This is a genomic window from Candidatus Manganitrophaceae bacterium (assembly GCA_016200325.1).
GTDB lineage: Bacteria > Nitrospirota > Nitrospiria > SBBL01 > Manganitrophaceae > Manganitrophus.
Genome location: JACQEZ010000004.1, coordinates 1 through 25,058, shown reverse-complemented (window position 1 = coordinate 25,058; position 25,058 = coordinate 1). Strand labels below are relative to the sequence as shown.

Below are 25,058 nucleotides of genomic sequence, written 5' to 3'. Positions count from 1 at the left end.
ATCCAGTAGTTTCAGTAGCTTATCGACACCTGCGGGGTCCACCCCAGAAAGCCTTCTGGGTCTCTATGATCTTGCGATAGAACGATATTTTATTTGGATCACGTGCTGATTACGCCAATGTTAACTCGCTGTTAAATGACGCCGGGAGAGGGTCTATTGATTTCAAGCTTGAGTCCGCGTTTAGGCCAGGATTGGAAAATGGACGGTGAAGGTCGTCCCTTGGCCCGGCAGGCTTTTCACCGCAATTTCTCCCCGGTGAGATAAGACAATCCATCGACAGATCGACAGCCCCAGACCGCTCCCTTTGGGGTGGAGCGCGCGCGCAGATTCGGCACGGTAGAAGCGGTCAAATATTTTGGGAAGGTCTTCCGGGGTGATTCCGATTCCGGTATCTGAGATGTTGATGAGGATCTGTTTCTCCCTGCGCGAGACCGATACGGTGATCCGCCCTGTGGGGCCGGTGTAGCGAATGGCGTTCTCGATCAGATTTGAAAAGAGCTCCCGCAGGCGATAGGTGTCGCCATAGAGAAGCGGTTCATCGGTTGAATCGAGTTCCAGAGAAAGATCCCTGTCCGCGGCAAGAAGTTTCATTTGGGAGACAGTCTCCTGAAGGAGAGGGGTCAATAAGACCGGCCCCATCTCGAGCCGCGCCTCCTCCAGGTCCGCCTTAGAGAGGAGAAAGAGATCTTCTACGATTCGGGAGATCCGGTCAATTTCTTCCAGGGAGCTAATGATCATTTCTTTATATTCGTCTTTAGAATAATCTTCGCTCAGCGCCAGCTCCGCCTCCCCCTTTAAGATCGTCAGCGGGGTCCGAAGCTCGTGGGAAGCGTCGGCGGAGAATTGGCGGATCCGTTGAATCGACTCCTCCAACTGGGCGAGCATGGTATTAAAAGTTTCGGCCAGGCGCGCCAGCTCGTCCTCTCCAGGATGGATCGGAATCCGTCTGGAGAGGTCCCCCGCGGTAATTTTCCTTGCGATCTGCGCCATCGCATGAACCGGACGCAAAGCCTGGTCTGCAATAAACCACCCTCCGATTAACGCGACCACCAGGGCCGTTGGAAGGGTCAGAAAAAGAATGAAGCGAAGCCGGCTCAAAACCTCATCGACCTGTTTTAACGATCCTCCGACCTGGAGCACATGGAGGACCTTTCCTTGGGTAACGACCGGTCGGGTCATCACCCGGATGGTGTCACGGCCGGGGTACGAAAAACTTTCGAACGTTGGTTTTTGATGAAGGGCGTTCTCAAACGACGGGGCGCTCAATGGAACCGTTCGCTTTGGATGATTTTTCGACCGAATTTCCATCTCCCCATGGGGGGTATAGAACCGGAAGAAGTTCGTGAAGAACTCCGGATCATCGGTTCCTTGTAAGAAATCGTCGGCCGTGAACGGCTCGGTTGATTGGGACTGTTTCAACGAAAGACGTGCGAGGGCATCGGCGGTCAAACGGAGGGAGAGATCAAAATCGGAGGAGGCATTTTGGGAGAGTCTGAGATAAAGAAGAATTCCGAGAAATAAGAAGACCCCCCCCAGGATGCCTCCATACCAGAGGGCCAGGCGGTTTCGAATAGAGGAGGGACGCGAGGCTGGCCGCCAGGCGTTAAGGTTTAAGGACATAACCAATGCCCCGGACCGTGTGAATCAAAGGACGGTTAAAATTATGGTCTATTTTGTTTCGGAGGTAGTTGACCTGGACGTCGATGACATTCGTCGCGGTATCGAAATGAATATTCCAGACGTGCTCTGAAATTTCCGACCGGCTGAGGACACGGCCGGGGTTTCTCAGAAAATATTCGAGGAGCGCATATTCCTTGTTCGTTAAGGTGATCTTTTGATCGGCACGATAAACTTCGTGTGAGATCAAATGAAGGGTCAAATCGTCCGCCGTAAGCAGGGTGGTCGGTCCACTCCCACCCCGCCGCAACAGCGCGCGAACCCGTGCAAGCAGCTCCACTATGGCAAAGGGCTTGACTAAATAATCATCCGCCCCGAGGTCTAATCCCCTGACCCGGGTCCGGATCTCCGATCGCGCCGTCAGGATGAGAATGGGAACCTGGTTTCCCTGCTGCCGTAGGAGATGGAGAACCTCCAGTCCCCCTTTCTGAGGGAGCGTTAAATCGAGGATGACCAGATTGTAGGGCACGATGTCAATTTGATCGAGGGCCGACTGGCCGTTCGGAGCGATGTCGACCTGATAGCGCTCTTTTTCGAGCACACGTCGAACAAAACGGGCCACCTTCTCTTCATCCTCAACGACCAAGAGTCGCATGGGCGCGATTGTAACATACTCCGAGAGTTAATAAAATCAGCGCCGATCGGGCTCTGGGAATCGACCCCTCTCGAGGACGACCCTCTCAGAAGATTGATTCAGTTCCCTTCTGTTGTTTTGGGATTGAGGTTTGCCTGCACCCGGTCCTGATCAACCGCGTTGCACCAGCGGCCGACCACGACGGTGGCAACCGCATTGCCGATTAGGTTGGTCAGCGCGCGCGCCTCCGACATGAAGCGGTCGATCCCGAGGAGCAGCGCCAAGCCGGCGACCGGCACCTCTCCGACCGCAGAGAGGGTTGCCGCCAGGACAATAAACCCGCTACCGGTCACTCCCGCCGCTCCCTTGGAGGTGAGCAACAGCACCCCCAGCAGCGTCAGCTGGTGGGTGAGATCGAGCGGGGTGTTCGTCGCCTGGGAGATAAAGAGGGCGGCCATCGTCAGATAAATCGCCGTGCCGTCGAGATTAAAGGAATAGCCGGCGGGGATCACCAGTCCGACGACCGACTTGTGAACGCCGAGTGATTCGAGCTTCGTCATCATCCGAGGGAGGACCGACTCGGAGGAGGAGGTTCCCAACACGATAAAGAGCTCTTCCTTCAAATAGCCGATCAGCCGTGTGATGCGAAAGCCGTGCAGGCGGGCGACAGCGCCGAGCACCCCGAAGATGAAGATCAGACAGGTGCCGTAAAAGGTTCCCATCAGCTTGGCGAGCGAGGCAAGCGAGCCGACCCCGTACTTCCCGATGGTAAAGGCCATCGCCCCGAAGGCCCCGAGCGGGGCGAGCTTCATGATGTAGCCGACGATCGTGAAGAGCAGGTGCGAGCTCTCCTCGATGAGCCTGAAGATCCGCTTGCCCCCCTCGCCCAATCGGTGCAAGGCAAACCCGGCGAGAATTGCAAAGAGGAGCGTCTGCAAGATATCTCCCCTCGCCAACGCGCCGACCACACTCTCCGGGATAATATTCAGCAGAAACTGGGAGAGGCTCTCGATTTTCCCGGGGGCGGTGTAAGCCGAAATCGCCTGGGTGTCGAGCGAGGCCGGATCGACATTCATCCCGGCCCCCGGCTGAATGATATTTACCAATACCAGGCCGATGACCAATGCGACCGAGCTGAGGAGCTCGAAGTAGAGTAGGGCGAGCGCGCCGGTTTTCCCGACGGTCTTCATGTTCTCCATCCCGGAGATCCCCAGGACGACCGTACAGAAGATCACCGGCGCAATGAGCATTTTAATCAGTTTAATAAAAGCCTCTCCGAGCGGCTTCATGGCGGCGCCCGCCTCCGGATAAAAATGTCCGAGGAGAACGCCGAGGAGGATGGCGGTGATTACCTGAAAATACAGGGACCGATAAAAGCGGTTCTGACTCATTTCATCTCTCTCCTCCGGTTCAACAGCGTTTCTCCCCCTGGATTGCCGTGAATCCGTTTCAGCGCAATTATACCCTGATTGGCTGATCAAAGGGTGGATGCATTATGTGTGGGTCTCTCTGAAATATTAAATAAGTTTAATCCCTTTTTAACGGTTTTCTAATGGGCATTAGGTTAAATTTTTATTCGGTTAGAGGTTGGCGGTCGTTCACAATAACAAACGGACAGGACAGAAGTTCGGGACGGCAAAAACCAACAGGGAGGTGAATATAAAAGTATCTTCTCGGAAAGCCCATGGAGAAAGAAAGAGACGGGATTACAGAAAGCCCGATCTCTTCCGCCCATGGGCCCTATTGCCTCTTTGAAGATTCTTCTTCCTTCACTGGGTCCTTCTCACGAGTGGAGAGGGACAGAGTGAGGGACGGTTAAAATTACTTCCGGTATGTTTTCCAAAATATCGTATATGCCTTCCTTCAGCTGATCACAAGGATGTTCCGGCGCCTCGTCCGGCGTGGCTGCTTGCGCTGAACCGTGGCTCTGTAATCAGACCCACAAGGTGGATGATATAAATGAAGATCAAATCGTTTGTTTACATTGTCGCGGCCGTCGGCCTCATTCTCGGGATGACCTTCCTCATTCATGAGAGATCGGCCTCTTCAGGCACCCATTTAAAGCTGGAGAAGGGGTTGCGCAAAGTCTCCGTCCAGGTGATCAAGCCGATCATCCAAGATCTCGATATCAAGCTGCGCTACCCGGTGAACATTCAGGCGGTCTACCAGGCCAATATTCTCCCAACGGCGGTGAGCGGTTTTTTGATGCAGGTTGATGTCGACAAGGGAGACTTCGTGAAGAAAGGCCAACTTCTTGCGACCATCAATCCTTCAGAGGAGGCCGAGAATGTCAAGCATGCGGAGGAGGCGGTTCGGCAAGCGGAGGCCAACTATAAAAATGCGGAGCTGAACCTGCAACGCTACCGTGATATGCATAAAAAGGATTTTGTGTCTCAACAGGATGTCGACAATGCCGAGCTCGCCTTTGAAGTTGCGAGGACCAATTGGGAGAAGGCAAAAGCCGATCTTCGCGGAAGACAGGTCCGACTGCAGTACACCACTTTAACCGCCCCCTTCTCCGGCTATATCACCATGCGCTATCTCGATCCCGGCGCAATGGTGGCGCCGAACAGCAACCCGCCGATCATGACGTTGATGAAGATCGATGCCCTCCGCATTCAAGTAAATGTCGCCGAGCAAGAGACCCATCTCATCCGGCTCCATCAGAAGGCGGAGTTCTCCGTCGACGCCTTTCCGGGACGGCTCTTTCGGGGGGAGGTTACCCGGTTCGCCCATGCGATTGATCCAAATTCGCGGACACTGCTGGTGGAAATCGATCTCCCGAATCCCGATCTGGCACTGAAGCCGGGAATGTATGGACGGGTCAGCCTGGTCGTCGACCGCCATCCCAAGAGTCTTCTCCTTCCGGCGGAGGCGATCCAGGTTCAAGAAAGCGGGGCTTCCATTTTTATCGTGGAGGACGGAAAGGCGAAGCGGATTCCGATCACGACCGGGTATGACGCGGGCGATTTCCTCGAAGTGACGCGGGGGCTCTCTGGCGGTGAGCGCGTCATCCTCTCCGGACAGGATCTGGTGACCACCGGCACCCCCGTCGAAGAGACCGAGACAGCGCCCCGTCCGCTCGGGGTTCCCACGGCTTTATAATCAATGGACCTCATTCTTCTAAACCCAGAGATGTGACGAATGTTTTTGACAAAGGCCGCATTAAAGAATCCGATCGCCATTTTTTTCCTTTCCATGGCAATCATCCTCCTTGGAGCCATCTCCGTCAGTGAGCTCCCGATTGACCTCTTTCCGAATATCAGCGTTCCGGTCATCATGGTCGGGACCCTCTACCCCGGCGCCAATCCTTCTGATGTCGAACGGGCGGTCAGTTATATTATCGAGCGGGCGGTCAGCGGGGTGAGCAGCCTCGATCATGTGTCGTCGACCAATAAGCAGGGGCTCTCCGTCGTTCGGGTCTGGTTTAAGTGGGGGGCCGACATCAACGCGGCCGAATTGGAAGTTTCCCAGATGGTCCAGTCGGTCATGAAAAATCTTCCCCAGGGGATCTTTCCGCCGTTTATCGTTAAATTTGATATCTCCAATATTCCGATCGCCTCCGTGACACTCAGCGGAGAGGGATATGATGAAAAATATCTCTATGACCTTGCCTTCAATACCATTGAACCACAGCTTGAATCGCTGCCCGGTATTTCTGCGGCGACGGTGAAAGGAGGAAAAGTCCGTGAGATTGATGTGGAGATTGATCCCAACCTGATGCGGGAGCGGGGGATCTCGGTGCTGGATGTGGAGAAAGCGGTCCGAAACGCCGACCTGATCTTTCAATCGGGAGATATCAAAATTGGAACGCTCGACTATAACGTTTTCACCAACAGTCAGATCTCCGCGGTTCAGCAGCTGAATCAAGTGGTGGTCCGGGTCGCCAACGGCACCCCGATCCGGATTAAAGATATCGGGCGGGTGAACGACGGCCATCAAATTCAATTGAACGTCTCCCGGGTGAATGGGACCCGAGGGGTCTACATGGATATCTATCGCCAACCCGGGACGAATACCGTTCAGGTGGTGGACCAGATCAAAGAGGCGATTCACCATCTGAACGGGGTTCCTCCCGGGGTGCAGCTTAACGTCACCTTTGACACGTCTATCTATATTCGGAATGCGATTGAGAGCCTCAAGAACGAGGCGCTCCAGGGAGCGGTCCTCACCTTTATTGTGATCCTTCTTTTCCTCGGGAGCATGAAGGAGACCCTCTTTGCCGCCGTTTCAATTCCCCTCTCGGTTTTTGTCGCTTTTGTCTTTCTTTATTTCACCGGCGGAACATTGAACACCTTCACCCTCGGCGGGCTGACCTTGGCGATCGGGCGGCTGATCGATGATGCGATTGTTGTTCTGGAGAGCATTCACAAGCATGTGGAAAAGGGGGAATACCCGATGGAGGCGGCGCTGGCCGGGACCCGCGAAGTGGGACTTCCCGTGTTGTCGGCGACGTTGACCTTCATGATTGTTTTTCTCCCGGTCGCTTTTATCACGGGGGTCGCTAAATATACCTTCATGCCGCTCGCCTTAACGGCGTGCGCTGCGATGGGCGCCTCCTACTTTGTTTCGATGACGGTCATTCCTGCTTTGGCCCAGCGTTTTCTGCGGGCTGAAGGCCATGAGCAAAAACGGGCCGGCCCACTCAAGCGCCTGCTCAAGGGATCGCAACGTCTTCTCGATCGCCTTGACGAGAAATATGAGCGGGGGGCCGCTTGGGCAATCCGACGGAGGGTTCCGCTCATTTTTGGAATGGCGACGATTTTCTTCCTCTCGCTCGGTCTGCTGAAGTTCATCGGCACGGAATTTTTCCCGGAAGCGGACGAAGGACAATTTCGCGTGATTGTCCGAAACCGGATCGGAACCCGGCTCGAAGAGACGGAGAAGGTGGTGGAGAAGGTAGAGAAAATGATTCGAGAGACGATTCCTCAAAAAGAGGTTTTGACCCTCCTCTCGAATATGGGATCTCCTCGGGCGGGGCGCTCCGCATTCTACAGTACGAACACCGGGCCGCACTCCGGTTATGTCATGGTCTACCTGGTCCAACCGGATCAGCGGAAGAAGAGCGTCTTGGAATATGTCAGTCTGCTGAGGCCCAAGCTTGAACAAGCCCTCCCCGGAATTCTGGTCTCGTTTGACACGGGAGGGGTGGTGAAGAAAATTCTGAACTTCGGCTACAGCGCCCCAATCGATGTGGAGCTGAGGGGGTATGGTTTCGAGCAGGCGGCCTCCACGGCAAGACAGCTTGCCTCGGAGATGAAAAAGATTCCCGGCTTGACCGATGTGATGATCAGTCGGGAGGAGAACTATCCTGAGATCGATATTAATGTCGATCGGGAAAAGGCTTCCCTCCTTGGTATCGATGAATCTCAGGTCGCGCATGCCGTCCTCTCCTCCATTTTCGGAAACCTCTCCGGGGCGCCGATCTTCACCGATCCGGCGACCGGAAATGAATATTACGTGGTGACCCGGCTGCAGGAGCCTTTCCGCAGCAACCTGGAAGATCTGGAGAACAACATCTTTTTTATCAACAATGGTCAGCCGGTTTTCTTGAAGACGGTCGCGCGCCTACAAAGAGGCTCCGGGCCGGTTCAGATCGAACGACGATACCTGCAACGGGTGATCGATTTAACGGCCAATCCCGCCGGCCGCGATCTCGGCTCGGTCGGAGAAGATCTCAAAAAACAACTTGCGACCGTTTCACTCCCGACCGGTTTTCACCTCGCCTACCGGGGGCAGATGGAAGAGCAAGAGAAGACCTTTAAGAGCCTTTTCTTTGCAATGGGCCTGGCCGTTCTCCTCATCTACATGGTGCTGGGATCGCAGTTCCGCTCGTTTATCCATCCGCTGATCGTCCTGCTCACCGTGCCGCTCGGGCTCACCGGTGTTTTTATCACCCTTTATTTAACCAATACCACCCTCTCCACCACCTCCTTGATGGGAATCATCATGCTGGTGGGGATTGCAGTGAGCAATGGGGTTCTTTTAATTGACTATGCGAACTTCCTCCAGCGCCAGGGGGTTGCGCCGGCGGAGGCGATCAGCCGCGCCGGCCGGGTCCGGCTCCGCCCGATTTTAATGACCTCCCTGGCGACGATCTTCGGCCTTCTCCCTTTGGCGTTGGGATTAGAGGTTGGAAGCGAGGCGAACGCGCCGCTCGCCCGCGCCGTGGTCGGGGGGCTTCTGGTTTCGACCTTCCTTACCCTTTTTCTGATTCCGGCCCTTTACTCTCTAATAGAGGAGCGGCTGCGAAAGCGTTTCGGCCCACCCGCCATCGGGCAGGCCGAACCGATCCACTCGGATGGTGGGGGAGCGGCATGAAGCGGGCTCTTTTCTTCGTCGGCCTGCTCATCCTGTTGACCGCCGCGAACGTTGGAGCGGAGGAACCGCCCACGCTCAGCTTACAGCAGGCGATCACCAACGCCCTTCAGAACCTTCCGGAGATCCGGGCCGCGCAGGGAGGATTTCAGGCGGCGAAGGCCGGTGAGGCGTTCGCTCAGTCGAACTATTATCCCGATATCCATTTCTTTGCCGAGGATCTTGAAGGAACCAATAACCAAACGCGATCGAGTTATCTTTCGCTCCCCGGGATTCCGAGGACCGGCCAACCGGGCCGCTCTTGGGATGCCTCCAACAATTTTCTCGGCGGATTCGTCGTCAATCAGGTCCTCTACGACTTCGGCCGTCGGTCATCGCAACTGAAGACGAGCGAGGCGGGGGCACGGGCGGCCGGCTATACGCTGGAAGTGGCCCGGCAAGAGGCGATTCTCAATGTAAAGGAGGCCTATTTCGCCTACCTGGCGATCCAACGGTTGATCGCGGCCGATCAGGCGTCGGTGGCCAAACTCGAAAAAACGTTGGAGATGACGCAAGAGGGTTATGCAATCGGCCTGCGTCCAAAGATCGACGTCTCCACGGCCAAAACCAACCTGATCGATGCGCAGACCGTCTTGGTTCGGGCGGTCGGCCAGCTCAAGAATGCCACAGCCTCCCTCGACCATGCGATGGGGTTGGAGACGAACCGGCCCTACAAAGTCGAAGATATCCTCGCATATGCGGAGCCGCCGGGAACTTTGGAGAACTTTCAAAGGCAGGCCTATGCGCAACGCCCCGATCTGAAAGAGCGGCTTGCACAGGAAGAGGGGGCGCGGGGCGAAGTCGAAGGGGCACGGAGCAACTTCTTTCCATTTCTGGTCGGGAGCGGCAGTGTGAACGCCCGCGGAGCGGACTTTCCGTTCACCTCCAATTGGGATGTGGCGGTGATCCTCGATTTTCCGCTCAATTGGTTTCGGGTCCGGCATCAGGTCGATGGGGCAAAGGCGCATCTGACCCAGGTTCGTGAACAAACTGAAGCGGCGCGGCAAAAGGTCGCGCTGGAAGTGGAGGAGGCGTATAACGATATGCAGTCGGCGCGGCAGAGGATTCCGCTGGCCCAACAAAATTCGACCGAGGCGAAAGAGCGATTGGGGATTGCGGAGGGGCGCTACAAAGGAGGGGTCGGCAATATCATCGAGTTCATCGATGCGCAGACCTTCTTGGCGGGTGCAGAAACCGGATATATTCGGACCCTCTATGACTACAACCAGGCGGTGGCCCACCTGGAGCTGGCGGTCGGGGGATCGCTCACGAAGTGATCCGGATCTGTTCAAAAATGCCTGGCCGCTCCCATTCACTGTTTTTAACAAACGAGGGGAGCGGCCAGGAATAACACTTCGTGCTTTTCCTAGAACGACAACTGAGCGCGGAGGCCGATGATGTTGTCTTTGAAGGTTTCGGTATCTCCGGTGGAGACGCGAAGCAGCTTCTGAGAGAGCATCGTGTCGTCGATCGCCACAATCAGCTCTTTGGAAATATCATAGCTGATGCCGGCATTGAATTCCGTCGTCTTGCCCGCATTGGTCGTGGTGTTCGGCTTGATCGTATAGAATCGGCCGAAGACGCGGAGTGCCTCGATTCCCGGAATTCGCACCCATGCCCAGGAGCCGTAGCCTTTTGCCTGATCAAAGCGCGGACCGGAGGTGCTTGCTCCCTTGGAGCCGCTCGCACTGCCCGGTGTCGTCATGATCGCCAGGGCGGGGCTGTTTCCCTCTGATTTATCATCGGCCAGCATATATTCGGCGGCGATTCGGAAGATTTCATGCGTATACATGGCATAGAAAATTTCCCGGGTCGGGTTCCAGCTCTGGACGCCGTTGTGGACCGTCTCGGCCAAACCAAAAGCGGAGAGGGTTAAGCCATGAAGCACGTTCAGATCGATCCGCCCCTGGCCTGCATAGCCCCGTCCATCGACGCTGTTGTTCTGATAGCCTTCTCCATTGGAGAACATGAGATGATAGCTGACCAGATTATTGAGGATCCCTCCGATCGCGGAGACCCCCAGGTCGGAGGAGGTCAACACCCCCTGCTCATCCCAGAAGGTGGGGCGCAAGAAGCGGAGTGTCCAACGCTCCTCCGCGGTTGCGATCCAGGGAGTCTGGGTGAGCCCCGCCCGAATCATCAGCTCGGGAGAAAACTTATATTGAGCATAAACGAATTTAATAAACATATTGCCTCGGCCGGCGCCGCCATAACCGGAGAGACCAAAGGGGGATCCCTCGGTGCTTCCGTCCGGTCGGACGGTCATCTGGTCGGTGGTGATCCGGAAGGAGAGCTGGTCATTCACGTCTTTGGTGAGGGTGAAATAAACCCGGGTGAAGTGAAATCCATCGGCCAATCCCCGATTGGTTTTTCCTTGACCCGGACTAATATCTTTGTCCGATGACGTATCCACCAAATCTCCGGAGGCGTTCGTGAAATCGAGATAGGTGAGATTGCTCAGGCTAAATCCATTTCCAAGATCTACGGCCCAACTCAATGTGGGGCCGATCAGCATCAAGAGCGAGGCTGCGGTAATGACGAATACCGAGCTTATTTTCCCCAAAAATTTCCTTAAAGTGTTCTTCATCTAGTCTCCTTATTTTGATGGGTTTCGTTTACCGGAACAGGTGCGGCCTGCTTGTCACTCCAGGTCCTCTCTGGGGCGAATGAGGTCGTTATTCATCTGGATTGGGGAATGATAATGAAGCGGTCCGCGATAGACGATGGCGTTGCTTAGCCGATCGCCCGAGCGACTTCTCTTCGGATCGCCATCAATAAGCTGGAGATTTGCTCTCTCTTTTTCTTCTGCTTCTGTCCCATCTGATCAACCTTCACTGTGATGAGTTCATAACGGAAGGCGACAGGAAGATAGCCGATTTCGCCTTCAAAAGACAAGGTCAAAATACGTTGTTTGAATCACGCGGGGGTTACCGGTTTGTTAAATAGATGTTAAATGCGTCCCGAAGAAGGATGGAGCGACGGGGGATAATAAGCCCCGGGATAAAGATCGGATAGACGAAAGAGAATAAGAATTCATAGAAACGAATCCCTATCCGGTCGCTTCTTCCGGCGGGTGGAATTTATATCCGACTCCGCGGACGGTGATCAAAAAGCAGGGATTCGCCGGATCGGGCTCCAACTGTTGCCGAATGGAATGGATGTGGACATCGAGGTTGCGCGCCTCGATAAATCGACTCTCTCCCCAGAGCAGGGAGATCAGCTCGTCCCGTTTAAATACTTTATCGGGATGCTGCGCCAGGTGTTTCAAAATTCCAAACTCAATTCGGGTGAACCGGAGAAGCCGGCCGGCCATTCGAATTTCATGGCGAGCGGTATCGATGACGAGCGGACCGCTTCGAAGGAGAGGGTCTGTTTTCTCATCCGAGGCCATTCGTTTTCGCCGGAGGAGGGCGCGGACGCGGGCCATCAGCTCGCGGAGGCTAAACGGCTTGGAGAGATAATCGTCCGCGCCCGACTCCAGCCCATGGATCCGGTCGGCTTCCTCCGCCAGCGCGGTGAGGATCAGAAGGGGAATAGTCTCGGTTTGCGGGTCGGCTTTCATCAGTCGACAGATGTCCCATCCGCTGAGGCCGGGAAGCATCAGATCGAGGATGACCAGGGCCGGCGGCTGTCGTTTTGCCTCGAAAAGCCCCGTCTCGCCGTCGGGTGCGGCGCGGACGCGGTAGTGGTGCCGGGTCAGCTCCTTTTTCAGAATCTCGATCATGTCGAGATTGTCCTCGATGATGAGGATCTCCTCCGACTCCGTCCTCTTTTCTGCTGCATGTGGTGGCATCATCTTAAGTGGCTCGGGGATCAATTGTGTTCCCGGAAAACATCAAGCCGGTTTCTTGGCCAGATTTCTCGTTCCCCGCATCGTTTGGAGCAGACGGTCGAGGTGGCTCCAGACGAGCGCCCGAATCGAGGAGGGAAGAAGCGGTGTCGAAAAGAGAAGTGCTGCATAGATCGTCCAATAAAGGGTGGTCAGGAGTGCCAACGCTGTAAATGGCTGCAGGACGATCGTATGACGAAGGAGCGCCAGCGGCGCGGCCACCCCGCCGGCGAGCAGAATCGTCCCGGAGAGGTTTGCCCAAGGGAGAAAACGTCTCCAGGAGACGGCCATCCGCTTTTGAATCTTCCAGAGCATGATCAGCTTCCCAAAATAGACCGTGATCACCGCCGTGAGGGCCGCCCCGGTCAGTCCGGCGGTTTTGATGAGAACGATGATCAACCCGACCGTAAGGAGAGATTTTAAGACCGTTGTCACGAGGATGAAGCGGATCTCGGCATAACAGCGCAGCATTCCATCGGAGAGAAGCGCCGCCGGCAAGATCGTCAGGACGGAGAGCTGAAACAGAGGGATGCTCTGGCTGTATTTATTTGTGAAGAGAAGGGTGATGAAATCGGGGGCGATTAAGCAGAAGAAGAAGGCGGCGGGAAAGAAGAAGAGGGCGAGCCGCGCGGTGACATCATGCCAGAGCGCGAGGCGCTCCTCCCCCGATTCCGACTTGAGCAGCGGGGTCATCCGGACCATCAAGACCTGCGTTGCCGGGGTGTAGATAAAATCGACGATCGGAAGCTGCATGATTCCAACCGAGTAGATCGCAAAGGTTGCCGGATCGAAGAGGTTGCCGACGACATATTGGTGAAGGTTCTGCTGGATGATGTCGACCAAAACCGCCACCCCAAACGGAAGGGCATAGGCCAGCTGCGTTTTAAGGCGGCCGGCATCAAAGAGAGAGAGGGGAAACGCCACCGGCGTGATGACGCTCCGGATGGTAAAGATCGCCGTCGCAAGGAATCGAATCATCGCGAAGGCGATCAATCCTGAGACGACGGATGAGAGGGAAGGATCGATCAGAAGCGGAACGATAATGAAAAGGCCGCGAACGATCTCGGAGAGAAAAAAGGCGGCCGAGCCGGCGGCCATCCGCTGCTGGGCGATCAAAGTGGTTTCCAGATAAGACGACCCGAGCATCAACAAGGTGAAGAGGGCCAGCTTGGGAATGAACTCCCCGAGCGCCGGGTTGGAGAAGTAGAGCGCCAGTCCGTTTCCGCCGAGGAGGACGGCAACGGCGGCGAGCCCCCCCGCCGCGGTGACGAAGAGCGCCGATTGAAAGACCCAGGCCGATCTTCGCGCCGGGTCCTGCGGAATGAAATAATAAAGACTCTGAACCATCCCTCCTTGCAAGATCAAATAGAGGGTGGTGAAGACCAGGAAGATCTGTTTAAAGGTGCCATACTCCGCCGGAGCGAGATTCCGGGCGAGGAAGATCGGTATAAAAAAGGTGAAGAGAAAAGAGGCGGCCCGTCCCACAATCAAGATCAATGTCTCTACATGAATCGATCTGTCTTTTGTTTCGAAAGCGAATTTCATGAACCAACTCCTTTTCAACGCCTCCGCGTTCGATACGGAAGAGCGGAAATAAACGGTTAGGGGGCGAAAGAGAGTTCACCAAAGGTCTCTCCTCGGTTGGGGGAGGTCTGAAGCATAAAGAGGCGAGACTTTTTTTGCGGAGAGGCTCCTTTCAACCCTGATCGCATGGGTTTCGTCCGTTCGTCGTGATCGCTTCAAAAAGCGGCTATAGACGCTGGCGGCGGCATAGAGGAGAAGCATTGCGCCGAAGAGATAGAGAAGGAGCTCAGGGAGGTTCATGCTGTTCCGCCATCCGAGCAGAGAGGGAAAGGTCTGCACGACGAAGTATTGTGCCACGTAGGTAAATAGAGAGATTCTTCCAAAGAGGGCGAAGAGACGTTCCATCGGCCCGAATTTTCCCTGGACCTCAATCTTTTGAATATAGTAGGCCAGAATCAAAAAAAAGATTGCGATATAGAAGGGAAGGAGAGCGGAGAGCTTCTCCGGATAGAAAACCATTCTCAAAATGCCGCTCAACGGACTCTCCGGATGGCGCTTTCCCCAGGCCCAGAGACCGACCATCAAAAATGAAAGAAGGAGCAGCGGCGCGATCCTCTTTTTAAGTTCTTTTACGAAACCCTCCGTCCGCCCGCCCCGGACGGCCTGCCCGAAGCGGTTTCCCAACACCGTTGCCGTCAGAAAGAGACCGAACAGCGGAACCATCGGATAGGTGTCGCTCAACAGATGATTGCCTTGGAAATTCACGCCGAATAAGAATTCTCTCACCAGAAGAAGGGGGGCGAAGCCGGTGGGCGCGAAGGCAATGGGCGCGAAGCCAATGAGAAAGAAGAGAGCGAGTTTCCAGAGGGAGAGACAGGCGATGCCGATCAGGAGGCGGCCGGCGGGTCGGACCTTCACAAAGAGAACCGGAACCACGATAAAGAGAATCGCCAGCGTATCGGTGACATACCAATAGTGCAAGAACGCCGACGCAAAAGAGCTCTCCTGACGCAGCGGGTAGGTCCCCGCTGCGATGAGAAGATGGGCGAAGAGGAGAAGTTGGAGCGCCCGTTTGAAGTAGCTCTGCTGAATGCGTCGGAAGTCCGACGCGGTCGCTTCGAAATAACCGAGAAGCATTCCGCTGATAAAGGTAAAGGCGGGGGTTCCCAGATTGGTTATTTTGGACAAGATCAAAACAAGCCGTTGATTGAACTCCGAATCGTTCAGAAGGATGTGACTGTGGCCGAGGGTAATCAGGCAGATCAGGAGTCCCCGGACGACATCGATCGCACCGATACGCCTCTGCGGGAGGGTCGGGCTCGTCGGAACGGCCGGACGGTGAAGCAACGTTGGAAGATTTAAGGACCCCATCATGAACACCCTATTGAATGCAAACCGCCTCTCATGAGACGTTCCGCGCGGCGCGCACGGGATGAAGGAGGATTTGGCGAGGGGGGTGCTTCTTGTTGATGTGAGGCCAACGCATCCGGTTGATCAGAATCACTGGATCAATCATGTCGCCGCAGGAGACACAGCGCCACATGAGCTGCGCCGTACGCCCGGGCGCGTCCAAAAATCGATCGGCCACCATCATTCCACAACAACGTCTGCAGGTCATTTATCGGATCCTTCTTGAAGGTCGTTTTCGGATGCGATCCCTCTCTTTGTTTTTTCATTCTAAACGCTGCCTGTTATCGCCGAATCAAGTCGATGTTAAAGGGCTGTAAATTCTTTCATAAAGTCTGTCGGCGCTCATACGGCCGGGCGCGTCTTCTGGGACACTGGGTGGATCAAATGGATCGGCGGTGCTGCGACCGTCTGACGATAAAGCGGACACCACCGATACAATCGGGAGGTGCAATAATCGGCGAGTTCAAAGGAACTCGGCTCAAAGGCCGATTCGGTCGCGCAGCAATGGGACGTTCCGGCGATGCTCCTCATGGTGTTGAGATAAGGGCAGGTCATTGTGTGGCTCCTTCCGGTTTATCGCTCGTGTTATCGTTCCGTTCCTTGCTTCGGCGTCATCAGCGATCCGATGATCAGGAAAGCATCCTCCTTTGTTTGTCTATTTATCCCCTTTGGTTCTTACCTACTTCAATTGAAACAAAACGATGTTGGGGGAAAATCAACGGAGGGTGAATTTCTTGTTAAGCGGGCGAATGGGATCGGTATTGTTACTTGGAAGAATTTTTTTTCTAATGAATATGAAAGAGGTTGACAATCGCTCGGTTAATAGTCTATAAAGTCTATAGGGAATACAATATGCTCTCTAAAAAAGCAAAATATGCACTCCAAGCATTGACCCTCCTGACCAAGGAGTATGGCCGGGGTCCCATTCTGATTTCAGAGCTGGCGGAAAAGGAAGGGATTCCCAAAAAGTTCCTCGAACTGATTCTGCTGACCCTAAAGAACAAAGGAATACTACAGAGTAAAAAGGGAAAAGGGGGGGGCTATTTTCTCGGTCGTCCGCCCGACAACATCACCTTGGGAGAGGTGATTCGAATCTTGGATGGACCGCTTGCGCCGCTCCCCTGTGTCAGCCAGACCGCCTATCGTCGGTGTGACGAGTGTCAAGATGAAATCAACTGCGGCATCCGGTTGGTCATGAAAGAAGTCCGCGATGAGACCGCCCGAATCTTGGATGGGACGAGCTTGGCCGATTTGCTCAAGAATGTCGAAATGCAGACCGCGAGGCGGAAAGAAGCGCTGATGTTTCACATCTGAAATTTTTTTGACCAAATTAATCTACTTTATTGATCGATTGAATGGAGGATTCCATGGATCGGAAAAGAGCGGCTGGAGAGGATGGAGAGATCGACCGGGAGATCCTTCTCGCGGTTAGAAATATTCGATACGGATCGGTCGAGATCGTCATCCACGATTCGAAAGTGGTTCAGATCGAGCGCAAAGAGAAGGTGCGATTCGATCCGGTCGGCAAATCAGAGAGATCGGATCGGCAAGGCGCGTTTTAAACGAATTGAAGCCGACCAGGCCGCTGGAGGCCACTTGTATCTTTGTTCAGAGACTGACCGGACCACCGGAGGGACTGACGTCGAATAAGGAGTATTGGTAAATGACCTCTTTCCGCATCTTTGTTTTGACAGCAGCGCTTCTCTTCATGACGGTCGAGTTCGTCTTCTCGCAGGAGGACGGGGCCTCTTCCTCGAAATCGGTTGAAGAAAAGGTCGATCATTTGGATCAAAAAGTACGAATTTTGGAGCGGCGTTTTGAATTACAGCAAGAGGGGGTGGCGGAAAAGACAGCGGAAAAGACAAAAGAGGGGCCCAGTTTGGTTTCCGGGAAAGAGGGGTTTTCGATTCAATCGTCCGACGGCCAATTCCAGCTCAGATTTCGAGGGGTGATCCAAGCAGACGCGCGATTTCTTCAGCCCGGCGCAGATACCTTCGTTCTCAGCCGTGTTCGGCCGATCCTGGAAGGGACCCTTTATCGTAATATCGACTTTAAAATCATCCCCGATTTTGGGCAAGGGAAAACAGTTATCCAGGACGCCTATTTCGATCTTCGCTTCCTCCTGTTGGCGAACATCCAAATCGGGAAGTCGAAAGCGCCCTTTGGGTTGGAACGCCTTCAAGCCGATACCGACCTTCGTTTTGTCGAGCGGGCATTGCCGACCGACTTGGTTCCCAATCGAGATATCGGTCTGGAGCTTTATGGAGAGACACCCAGCAGCGTTTTTGCTTATGCAGTCGGTGTCTTTAATGGTGTCCCAGACGGTGGTAGCGCCGACATCGATAGTGACACGAACAAAGATGTTGTCGGACGCATCTTCCTTCAGCCCTTTAAACGAATTAACTTTGAGCCGATTCAAGGGTTCGGTGCCGGCATTGCCAGCAGCTATGGAGTGACACACGGAACCCTCACAGCCGCAGGGCTTCCCTCCTACATCACGGTCGGTCAGCAAGTTTTTTTTCAATACCGATCAGGAACGACAGCCACCTCCGCCACCCTCGCAGACGGGGCCCGATTCCGAATTTCGCCGCAGGCTTATTATTATTGGGGGTCATTCGGTCTGATCGGAGAATATGTCCGCTCCTCGCAAGAGCTCCGAAGAGATCCGGCGACGGAAAAAGTCAAGAACACTGCCTGGCAAGCGACCGTCTCCTACTTACTGACAGGGGAAAAAAATTCTTATGGAAGCGTCTCTCCGCTTCGTCCATTCGATCCCGGATCGGGGAAATGGGGTGCTTTTGAAGTGGCTGCCCGTTATAATGTGTTGACCGTTGACCGGGATGCCTTTCCTCTTTTTGCCGATCCGACCAAGTCGGCGCGAGAGGCGAAGGCAAAGGCCGCCGGGGTCAACTGGTATTTGAATAAAGTGGTGAAGTTTATGTTCGACTATGAGCTGACTGAATTCGAGGGGGGGGCCGTCAGAGGGAATCGTGAAAAGGAAAAGGCCTTTTTGGGCCGATCCCAGATCGCATTTTAACCGGATGATAGACACGCTCGTTTAGGAGATCGATCATGTCAAATAAAGTTTGGCTCTTTATTCTCTCCAGCCTCCTGGTAGCGTTTGGGAAAACCCAAACGCTACCAGCGGCGGACATCATGCTGCTGAACGCTTCCTATGACCCCACACGGGAGCTTTATCAAGAGTTCAACACCGCCTTCTCAAAAAAGTGGAAGGAGAAAAACGGACAGAATGTGACGGTCAAACAATCCCATGGCGGATCGGGAAAGCAGGCGCGCGCCGTCATCGACGGCCTCGAAGCCGATGTGGTCACCTTGGCGCTCGCCTATGACATCGATGCCATCTCGGAGAAAGCCGGTCTGCTTCCGAAGAATTGGCAATCGCGTCTTCCGAACAACAGCGCGCCCTACACTTCGACGATCGTCTTTTTGGTCCGAAAGGGAAATCCGAAGGGGATCAAAGGTTGGGAAGATCTCGCCAAGCCGGGGGTCTCGGTCATCACCCCAAACCCGAAGACCTCCGGCGGCGCGCGGTGGAATTATTTGGCCGCGTGGGGATATGCGCTGAAAAAGAACGGCGGGGACGAGGGGAAGGCGAAAGAGTATGTGACCCAGGTCTATAAGAACGTGCCTGTGCTCGACTCCGGCGCGCGGGGGGCGACGACGACCTTTGTGGAACGGGGAATCGGAGATGTGCTGATCGCCTGGGAAAATGAGGCGCTCCTCGCCATCAATGAGATCGGCAAGGGAAAGTTCGAGGTCATCGCGCCGTCGATCAGCATCTTGGCTGAGCCGCCGGTCGCTCTGGTCGATAAAGTGGTCGACCGGCGCGGCACCCGGGCGGTGGCGCAAGCGTATCTCGACTATCTTTATTCGGAGGAGGGGCAGGAGATTGCAGCGAAGCATTTTTACCGGCCGCGGCTTGAATCGGTTGCGTCCAAACATGCCGATCAATTTCCGAAGGTGACCCTCTTCACCATCGACGAGGTCTTCGGCGGCTGGCAGAAGGCGCAAAAGACCCACTTTGCCGATGGCGGCGTTTTTGATCAGATCTATCAGCCGGGCGGCTAAGCGGTCGGCTCAGGAGCGGGGGGGAGGGTCCGGGGCCAGCCGGATCGTCCCCCCCCCTGACGGGCACCCTTCGACGAGGCTCAGGGCCGGCGTGTTGAAGGAGCCGATTTTCCCGAAAATGTTTTAAGGAGCGCGGTTTAGATGGGCTTCAAACAAAAGAGCATCCTTCCGGGGTTTGGACTGGCAATGGGGTTTACCCTTTTTTACCTCGGATTTATCGTCCTGATCCCCCTCTCCACCCTTTTTCTCCGGACGATGACGCTGAGCTGGGGACAGTTTTGGGAGACGATCGCCTCCCCCCGGGCGTTGGCCTCCTACCGGTTAAGCCTGGGGGCGTCGCTCGTGGCGGCGCTGGTGAATGTCCTCTTCGGGCTGCTCGTCTCCTGGGTGCTTGTCCGGTATTCATTTCCCGGCAAGCGGATCGTCGACGGATTGGTCGATCTTCCTTTTGCCCTCCCGACCGCGGTCGGAGGGATTGCGCTGACGACCGTTTACTCCAGCAGGGGATGGATCGGTCAATATCTGGAGCCGCTTGGAATCAAAGTGGCCTACGCGCCGCTCGGGGTGGTCATCGCATTGACCTTTATCGGGCTGCCCTTCGTCGTTCGAACGGTGCAGCCGGTCTTGGAGGATTTTCATCCGGAGTTCGAAGAGGCGGCGACCACGCTGGGGGCGAGCCGCTGGCAGGTCTTCTTCCGGGTGATCTTGCCGACCCTGATGCCGGCGCTGCTCACCGGCTTTGCGCTGGCGTTTGCGCGAGCGCTCGGGGAGTACGGCTCGGTGGTCTTCATCTCCGGCAACATGCCGATGCGGACGGAAATCACCCCGCTGCTGATCATGACGAAGCTGGAGCAGTTCGATTACGCCGGGGCGACGGCGCTTGCCGTCGTCATGCTGGGGGTGTCGTTCCTCCTGCTCCTGGCGATTAATCTGCTCCAGTGGTGGAGCCGAAACCGCCTCGCGGCATTGTAGCAACCCTATCACGGTAGGAGAGAGGATGTTTGCATCAGGCAGGGTGAAGGGAGGCGGGGGGAGCGTGCTGACCCGGGCACAGACCGAGCCGTGGGTCGTCCGATGGCTGCTGATCGGGCTGGCGCTCTTGTTTCTCGGGATCTTCTTGCTTGTCCCGCTGGTGGTGATCTTCGCCGAGGCGCTTCAAAAAGGGGTCGGCCTCTACCTCGCTTCATTTCAAGATCCGGAGGCCTGGTCGGCGATCCGGCTGACGCTGCTGACGGCGGGAATTGCGGTGCCGCTCAATTTAATTTTCGGCATTGCCGCGGCCTGGGCGATCGCCAAGTTCGATTTTGTCGGTAAGAATGTCCTGACGACCTTGATCGATCTTCCCTTTGCCGTCTCTCCCGTGATTGCGGGGATGATCTTTGTCCTTCTCTTCGGCCTCCAAGGATGGCTCGGCCCTTGGCTGCGGGATCACGATCTTAAGATCATCTTCGCCGTTCCGGGGATCGTCCTCGCCACGATCTTCGTCACCTTCCCCTTCGTGGCGCGGGAGCTGATTCCGCTGATGCAAGCGCAGGGGACTGAAGAAGAAGAGGCGGCGATTGTGCTTGGGGCGAGCGGCTGGCAGACCTTCTTTCGGATCACCGTCCCGAATATCAAGTGGGGGTTGCTTTACGGCGTGATCCTCTGCAATGCGCGGGCGATGGGAGAGTTCGGAGCGGTCTCGGTCGTCTCGGGGCATATCCGCGGGCTGACCAACACCATGCCGTTGCATGTCGAAATTCTCTACAACGAATATAACTTCGTCGCCGCGTTCGCCATCGCCTCGCTCCTGGCGATGCTGGCGTTGGTTACGCTGGTGGTGAAGCGGTTTATCGAATGGAAAACAGAGCGGCAGGGGACGCCGCGCGGCCCGCATTGAATCAATGAATCTTTCAATATCGATCCGAACCCCTTCCCATCTTTTCTCCAGCCGATCGACGACCTCGGTCGGCGGAGCACTCCGCACGGGCCCCCAAAAGGGATTTCTCCTGATCGTCCGGCGCATCGCTGCGCGGTCTCAGGCCCGGCGTGAAAAACTCCTTTTGCACTTTTTTCGCCTTTGGTTTAAAATGCCGAAAGGCCCATGCAGGGAATACCGTAGAATCAAAAAGGGGACGATTCAATGAGCATCGAAATTCGTCAGATCACCAAACAATTCGGCGAATTCTATGCGTTGAAAGAGATTAATCTGACGATTGCCACCGGCGAGCTGGTGGCGCTGCTCGGCCCCTCCGGCTCCGGCAAAACGACGTTGTTGCGGATCATGGCGGGGCTCGAAAGTTCCGACGGCGGGGTGATCCTTTTTCACGGGGAGAATGCGACCGACCGAAGCGTTCGCGACCGGCATGTCGGCTTCGTCTTTCAGCACTATGCCCTCTTCAAACATATGACCGTTTTTGAGAATGTCGCCTTCGGCCTGCGGGTCCGTCCCCGACATAGCCGCCCCTCGGCGGAGGAGATTCGGGCCAAGGTCCACTCCCTGCTTCAGCTTGTCCAGCTCGATCGGATGGAGCGGCAATATCCCTCGCAGCTCTCCGGGGGGCAGCGGCAGCGGGTGGCGCTCGCCCGGGCGCTGGCGGTCGAACCGAAGATGCTTTTGCTCGACGAGCCGTTCGGCGCGCTCGATGCCAAGATCCGGCAGGAGCTCCGACTCTGGCTCCGTCGGCTGCACGATGAATTACACATTACGAGTGTTTTCGTCACGCACGACCAGGAAGAAGCGCTGGAGGTGGCCGACCGGGTCGTCGTCATGAACAAAGGGCAGATCGAGCAGGTCGGCACGCCGGAAGAGGTCTATGATCATCCGGCCAATCCATTCGTCTATAATTTTCTCGGCAATGTAAATCTTTTTCACGGACGGGTCGATGCGGGGCGGATCCAGATCGGCCCGATCGAGATCGACGCCCCGGAGCATGCGGCCGTTCAAGACGCCCCCGCCGTCGCCTATGTCCGTCCCCACGACATCGAAATCAAGCGGCATCGCAACGGCCAGCCGGCGATCGCGGCGACGATCCGCCATATCCATCGGGTCGGCTCGGTGGTCCGCCTGCAGCTCCACCGGCAGGACACCGGCGGGATGATCGATGCGGAGTTGAGCAAAGAGCGCTATCTGGAGCTGGGGTTGAAGGTGGGGGAGGCGGTCTTTGTCCAGCCGAGGCACTGGACTGTTTATCAAGGTGAAGGGATCTAATGTAATGATCGGCTCGACTCGCCGCCCGGCCGGAATGCCGAGAAGGGTTTTCCGGATCTGATCTGAACGTTCGTTCTCTCTCTTTTAATTAGGTGTCCTGTCTTCTGGCTTTCATCTCTCCAAGTCCTTCTTCTCTTCCAACCGGTACATCATTGAGACCTAGGTCGAAGGCATCGAAGGATCATCCTCCTGATGTTCCCAAGTCGATTTTTTCGGTCGGTCTAAGGTCGAATCACGATCCGGTTCCGAGAAGCAGCAGGAGCAAGATCGCCACCCCGATTCGGTACCATCCAAAGGGGGTCAATGTGTAGCGGGTGAGGAGCTGAATAAACGATCTTACGGCGAGCCAGGCGGCGACAAACGAGACGACAAAGCCGACGGCGAAGAGCGGGATATCGGAGGCCTGCAAGAGGGCGCGGTTTTTGTAGAGGTCATAGATGGTGGCGGCGAACATCACCGGGACGGCGGCGAGAAAAGAGTACTCGGCCGCCGTTTTTCTTTCGGTCCCGAGAACCATCCCGCCGACAATGGTCGAGCCGGAGCGGGACATCCCCGGCCAGAGGGCCAGACATTGGAAAAGGCCGATCAGCAGCGCATCTTTCGGTTGCAGCGAATCGAGCCGCTGTTTGTCCGGCTTGGGGAGAAAACGCTCGGCGAGGAGGATGCCGACGCCGCCGACGGCGAGGCCGATCGCCACGGTCGTGGTGTTGAAAAGATGCTCTTTGATAAATTTGTGGGCGAGGAAACCAAACAGAAGGGCCGGGGCGGTCGTCAGCCCCAGGAGGAGAATTCCGTTGAAACCGTTGAAGCCTTTTTTGCCGGAGAAATCGAGGAGGTGAAGAAAACGTTCTTTGTAGACGACGACGACGGCGAGGATGGCGCCGAGCTGGATGAAGACTTCAAAAGTGGAAGCCTTGGCCCCTTCGAAGCCGAGGAAATGTCCGGCGATGATCAGATGGCCGGTCGAGGAGACCGGAATAAATTCGGTCAATCCCTCCACCACGCCGAGAATGACCGCGTTCACCAAATCTGTCATGCCGAAGATAAAACCTCCCGGTCCGATTGTACTTGCAACCGGCCCGGTTCGTCAATGGAGATTCGGCGCGGTTTAGCGGGCCACGAGATGCTCTTCTTCTTTCATCGCGCCGACCGTATTGAAGGAGCCGATGGCGCGAAGATCGCCCATGACCCGTTGAATCGATCCCCAATCGCTCCAGTAAACCCCGCGCACCGGCAGGACCGCCAATGCGTTCAGATCGATTTGCGGAAAGCGCTCCAGCAGCGCTTTAGAGAAATTGACCGATGGAATCTCTCGATAGAGCGCTTCGGCGGCGGCCTCTTCCCCGGAGGTTCCGAGGATCTGCAGAAGCTTCTCCATCTGACCGGTCAACTCGGGGGCCGCCGCGCGGGACAGTTCCCAGAGACGGGCCACTTTGGCCACCAGGATCATCGTGTTCCAAAGCCCCCCTTGGCGGAGCAGCTCGGCGGCGACGAGCGGCGTCGGTTTTTCAATAAACCGGGTCACCTGCCGCGCCCCGGAAGGGGCTAACTTCGGGAGTGCTTCTCCCGGAAGAAGGTAGCCGTATTCCGTCTCCGGTCCGGTCGGCCTCATGCCGAGGAGGATCAGACGGGAAGGCTCCTCCGCCACGAGACGGAAGGCGAGATCGACATGGTCGCTGAAGAGCCCCTCCTCGCGGACATAATGATCCGACGGGAAGATCGCCACGGTCGCTTCGGGAAAGTGCTTGTATGCGTGCAGCAGCGGGAGGAGGATGCCGGGACCGGTCTCTTTGTTCTGAGGCTGGAAGATCACCGTCCCGCGGGAGCGGCCGGCGAGCTGCTGCCAGACCTCCTGGAAGCGGAGGTGTTTCCGGTCGATGATGGTGAAAATCTGCCCCGGCGGGATCAACCGCTCCGCCCGTTGGAGCGCCTGCTCCAGCAGAGAGCGCTCTCCGGTAAAGGGGACATATTGTTTCGGCAGGTCATCTCCGCGCCATTGGCGGATCAGCGGCTGCAGCCGCCGTCCCTCTCCTGCCGCCAAAACGATTCCGCATCGATCGGTTCCTTGAAGGTCACGCATCTCTTTATTCCTCCTGTCGGTTGGGGGCTTCTCCATTTTAATCACCTTCATTTAAGCAGACCGACATTGCAGCGGGGTCAAGCTTGTGTAAACAATTCGTTAAAGGGAGCGTTCGGAGACAATAGGGAAGTCGGCCCGTTCTCTTGATTTTCTTTGGGTTCGCTTTTGAAGGGGATGCCGAGAGGAGACCTCTCTCTTCCCCGACGCAGCCGATTTGGCCCCCTCGGTGTTTCCAGCATCGGGGAAGAGGAGGTAGGATGAAGCGGCTTCCGGTCATCGCGGAAGCAGGGTCATCTTCCCCCGGCGCTGTCACGGTGGGATAAGCGTG

19 protein-coding genes are annotated in these 25,058 nt (G+C 55.9%); 10 read left to right on the top strand and 9 right to left on the bottom strand.

What is annotated here, in order from left to right:
• Positions 1-180 precede the first annotated feature (180 nt).
• The 3 genes from HY282_02860 to HY282_02850 all read right to left on the bottom strand — a co-directional run bounded on the left by HY282_02860 (position 181) and on the right by HY282_02850 (position 3,642).
• On the bottom strand, positions 181-1,620 hold the full coding sequence (locus HY282_02860) for a heavy metal sensor histidine kinase (GenBank protein ID MBI3802686.1): 1,440 nt from the start codon (positions 1,618-1,620) through the stop codon (positions 181-183).
• Positions 1,604-2,272 carry a response regulator transcription factor gene (locus HY282_02855; GenBank protein MBI3802685.1) on the bottom strand — a complete coding sequence of 223 codons (669 nt, stop codon included), beginning with the start codon at positions 2,270-2,272 and terminating at the stop codon, positions 1,604-1,606. Before HY282_02855 ends, HY282_02860 begins: the two co-directional genes overlap by 17 nt.
• Positions 2,273-2,370: 98 nt before the next feature.
• Entirely contained in the window at positions 2,371-3,642 is a 1,272-nt protein-coding gene (locus tag HY282_02850; GenBank protein ID MBI3802684.1) for a dicarboxylate/amino acid:cation symporter, read from the bottom strand.
• 568 nt (positions 3,643-4,210) lie between these two features.
• On the opposite strand from HY282_02850, the gene HY282_02845 reads away from it, so the two are divergent.
• Genes HY282_02845 through HY282_02835 form a run of 3 tightly spaced genes read left to right on the top strand, consistent with a single transcriptional unit; the run spans position 4,211 to position 9,885 of the window.
• Positions 4,211-5,356, top strand: coding sequence for an efflux RND transporter periplasmic adaptor subunit (locus HY282_02845; GenBank protein ID MBI3802683.1), 1,146 nt, complete (start codon positions 4,211-4,213; stop codon positions 5,354-5,356).
• A 39-nt stretch (positions 5,357-5,395) separates the two neighbouring features.
• Positions 5,396-8,572, top strand: coding sequence for an efflux RND transporter permease subunit (locus HY282_02840; GenBank protein ID MBI3802682.1), 3,177 nt, complete (start codon positions 5,396-5,398; stop codon positions 8,570-8,572).
• Entirely contained in the window at positions 8,569-9,885 is a 1,317-nt protein-coding gene (locus HY282_02835) for a TolC family protein (GenBank protein MBI3802681.1), read from the top strand. The genes HY282_02840 and HY282_02835 overlap by 4 nt, the downstream gene beginning before the upstream one ends.
• An 89-nt stretch (positions 9,886-9,974) precedes the next feature.
• Here HY282_02835 and HY282_02830 read toward each other — a convergent pair whose 3' ends face one another.
• From HY282_02830 to HY282_02815, 4 genes are all read right to left on the bottom strand, one after another.
• Positions 9,975-11,195 carry a hypothetical protein gene (locus HY282_02830; protein MBI3802680.1) on the bottom strand — a complete coding sequence of 407 codons (1,221 nt, stop codon included), beginning with the start codon at positions 11,193-11,195 and terminating at the stop codon, positions 9,975-9,977.
• Positions 11,196-11,657: 462 nt separating this feature from the next.
• Positions 11,658-12,404: a response regulator transcription factor gene (locus HY282_02825; protein ID MBI3802679.1), complete on the bottom strand. Its 747-nt coding sequence runs from the start codon at positions 12,402-12,404 to the stop codon at positions 11,658-11,660.
• Positions 12,405-12,443: 39 nt separating this feature from the next.
• The gene (locus HY282_02820; protein MBI3802678.1) at positions 12,444-13,982 is read right to left on the bottom strand and encodes an oligosaccharide flippase family protein; all 1,539 of its coding nucleotides are present in this window, start codon (positions 13,980-13,982) and stop codon (positions 12,444-12,446) included.
• A 75-nt stretch (positions 13,983-14,057) separates the two neighbouring features.
• A complete protein-coding gene (locus tag HY282_02815; protein MBI3802677.1) occupies positions 14,058-15,335 on the bottom strand; it encodes an acyltransferase family protein in 1,278 nt (425 codons plus the stop codon).
• Positions 15,336-16,223: 888 nt separating this feature from the next.
• On the opposite strand from HY282_02815, the gene HY282_02810 reads away from it, so the two are divergent.
• From HY282_02810 to HY282_02780, 7 genes are all read left to right on the top strand, one after another.
• Positions 16,224-16,685: an Rrf2 family transcriptional regulator gene (locus HY282_02810; GenBank protein ID MBI3802676.1), complete on the top strand. Its 462-nt coding sequence runs from the start codon at positions 16,224-16,226 to the stop codon at positions 16,683-16,685.
• A 53-nt stretch (positions 16,686-16,738) separates the two neighbouring features.
• Entirely contained in the window at positions 16,739-16,933 is a 195-nt protein-coding gene (locus HY282_02805) for a YezD family protein (protein MBI3802675.1), read from the top strand.
• Positions 16,934-17,034: 101 nt separating this feature from the next.
• The gene (locus tag HY282_02800; protein MBI3802674.1) at positions 17,035-18,408 is read left to right on the top strand and encodes a porin; all 1,374 of its coding nucleotides are present in this window, start codon (positions 17,035-17,037) and stop codon (positions 18,406-18,408) included.
• Between the two features lie 35 nt (positions 18,409-18,443).
• The gene (locus tag HY282_02795) at positions 18,444-19,460 is read left to right on the top strand and encodes a sulfate ABC transporter substrate-binding protein (GenBank protein ID MBI3802673.1); all 1,017 of its coding nucleotides are present in this window, start codon (positions 18,444-18,446) and stop codon (positions 19,458-19,460) included.
• Between the two features lie 141 nt (positions 19,461-19,601).
• Entirely contained in the window at positions 19,602-20,432 is an 831-nt protein-coding gene (cysT, locus tag HY282_02790) for a sulfate ABC transporter permease subunit CysT (GenBank protein MBI3802672.1), read from the top strand.
• 25 nt (positions 20,433-20,457) lie between these two features.
• On the top strand, positions 20,458-21,339 hold the full coding sequence (cysW, locus tag HY282_02785; protein MBI3802671.1) for a sulfate ABC transporter permease subunit CysW: 882 nt from the start codon (positions 20,458-20,460) through the stop codon (positions 21,337-21,339).
• A 243-nt stretch (positions 21,340-21,582) separates the two neighbouring features.
• Complete coding sequence (locus HY282_02780) at positions 21,583-22,650, top strand: sulfate/molybdate ABC transporter ATP-binding protein (protein MBI3802670.1); 1,068 nt, start codon at positions 21,583-21,585, stop codon at positions 22,648-22,650.
• Positions 22,651-22,882: 232 nt separating this feature from the next.
• Here HY282_02780 and HY282_02775 read toward each other — a convergent pair whose 3' ends face one another.
• Both HY282_02775 and HY282_02770 read right to left on the bottom strand, forming a co-directional pair.
• Positions 22,883-23,686, bottom strand: a complete 804-nt coding sequence (locus HY282_02775) for an undecaprenyl-diphosphate phosphatase (protein MBI3802669.1) — start codon at positions 23,684-23,686, stop codon at positions 22,883-22,885.
• 72 nt (positions 23,687-23,758) lie between these two features.
• Positions 23,759-24,730: an NTP transferase domain-containing protein gene (locus HY282_02770; GenBank protein MBI3802668.1), complete on the bottom strand. Its 972-nt coding sequence runs from the start codon at positions 24,728-24,730 to the stop codon at positions 23,759-23,761.
• Between the last annotated feature and the right edge of the window lie 328 nt (positions 24,731-25,058).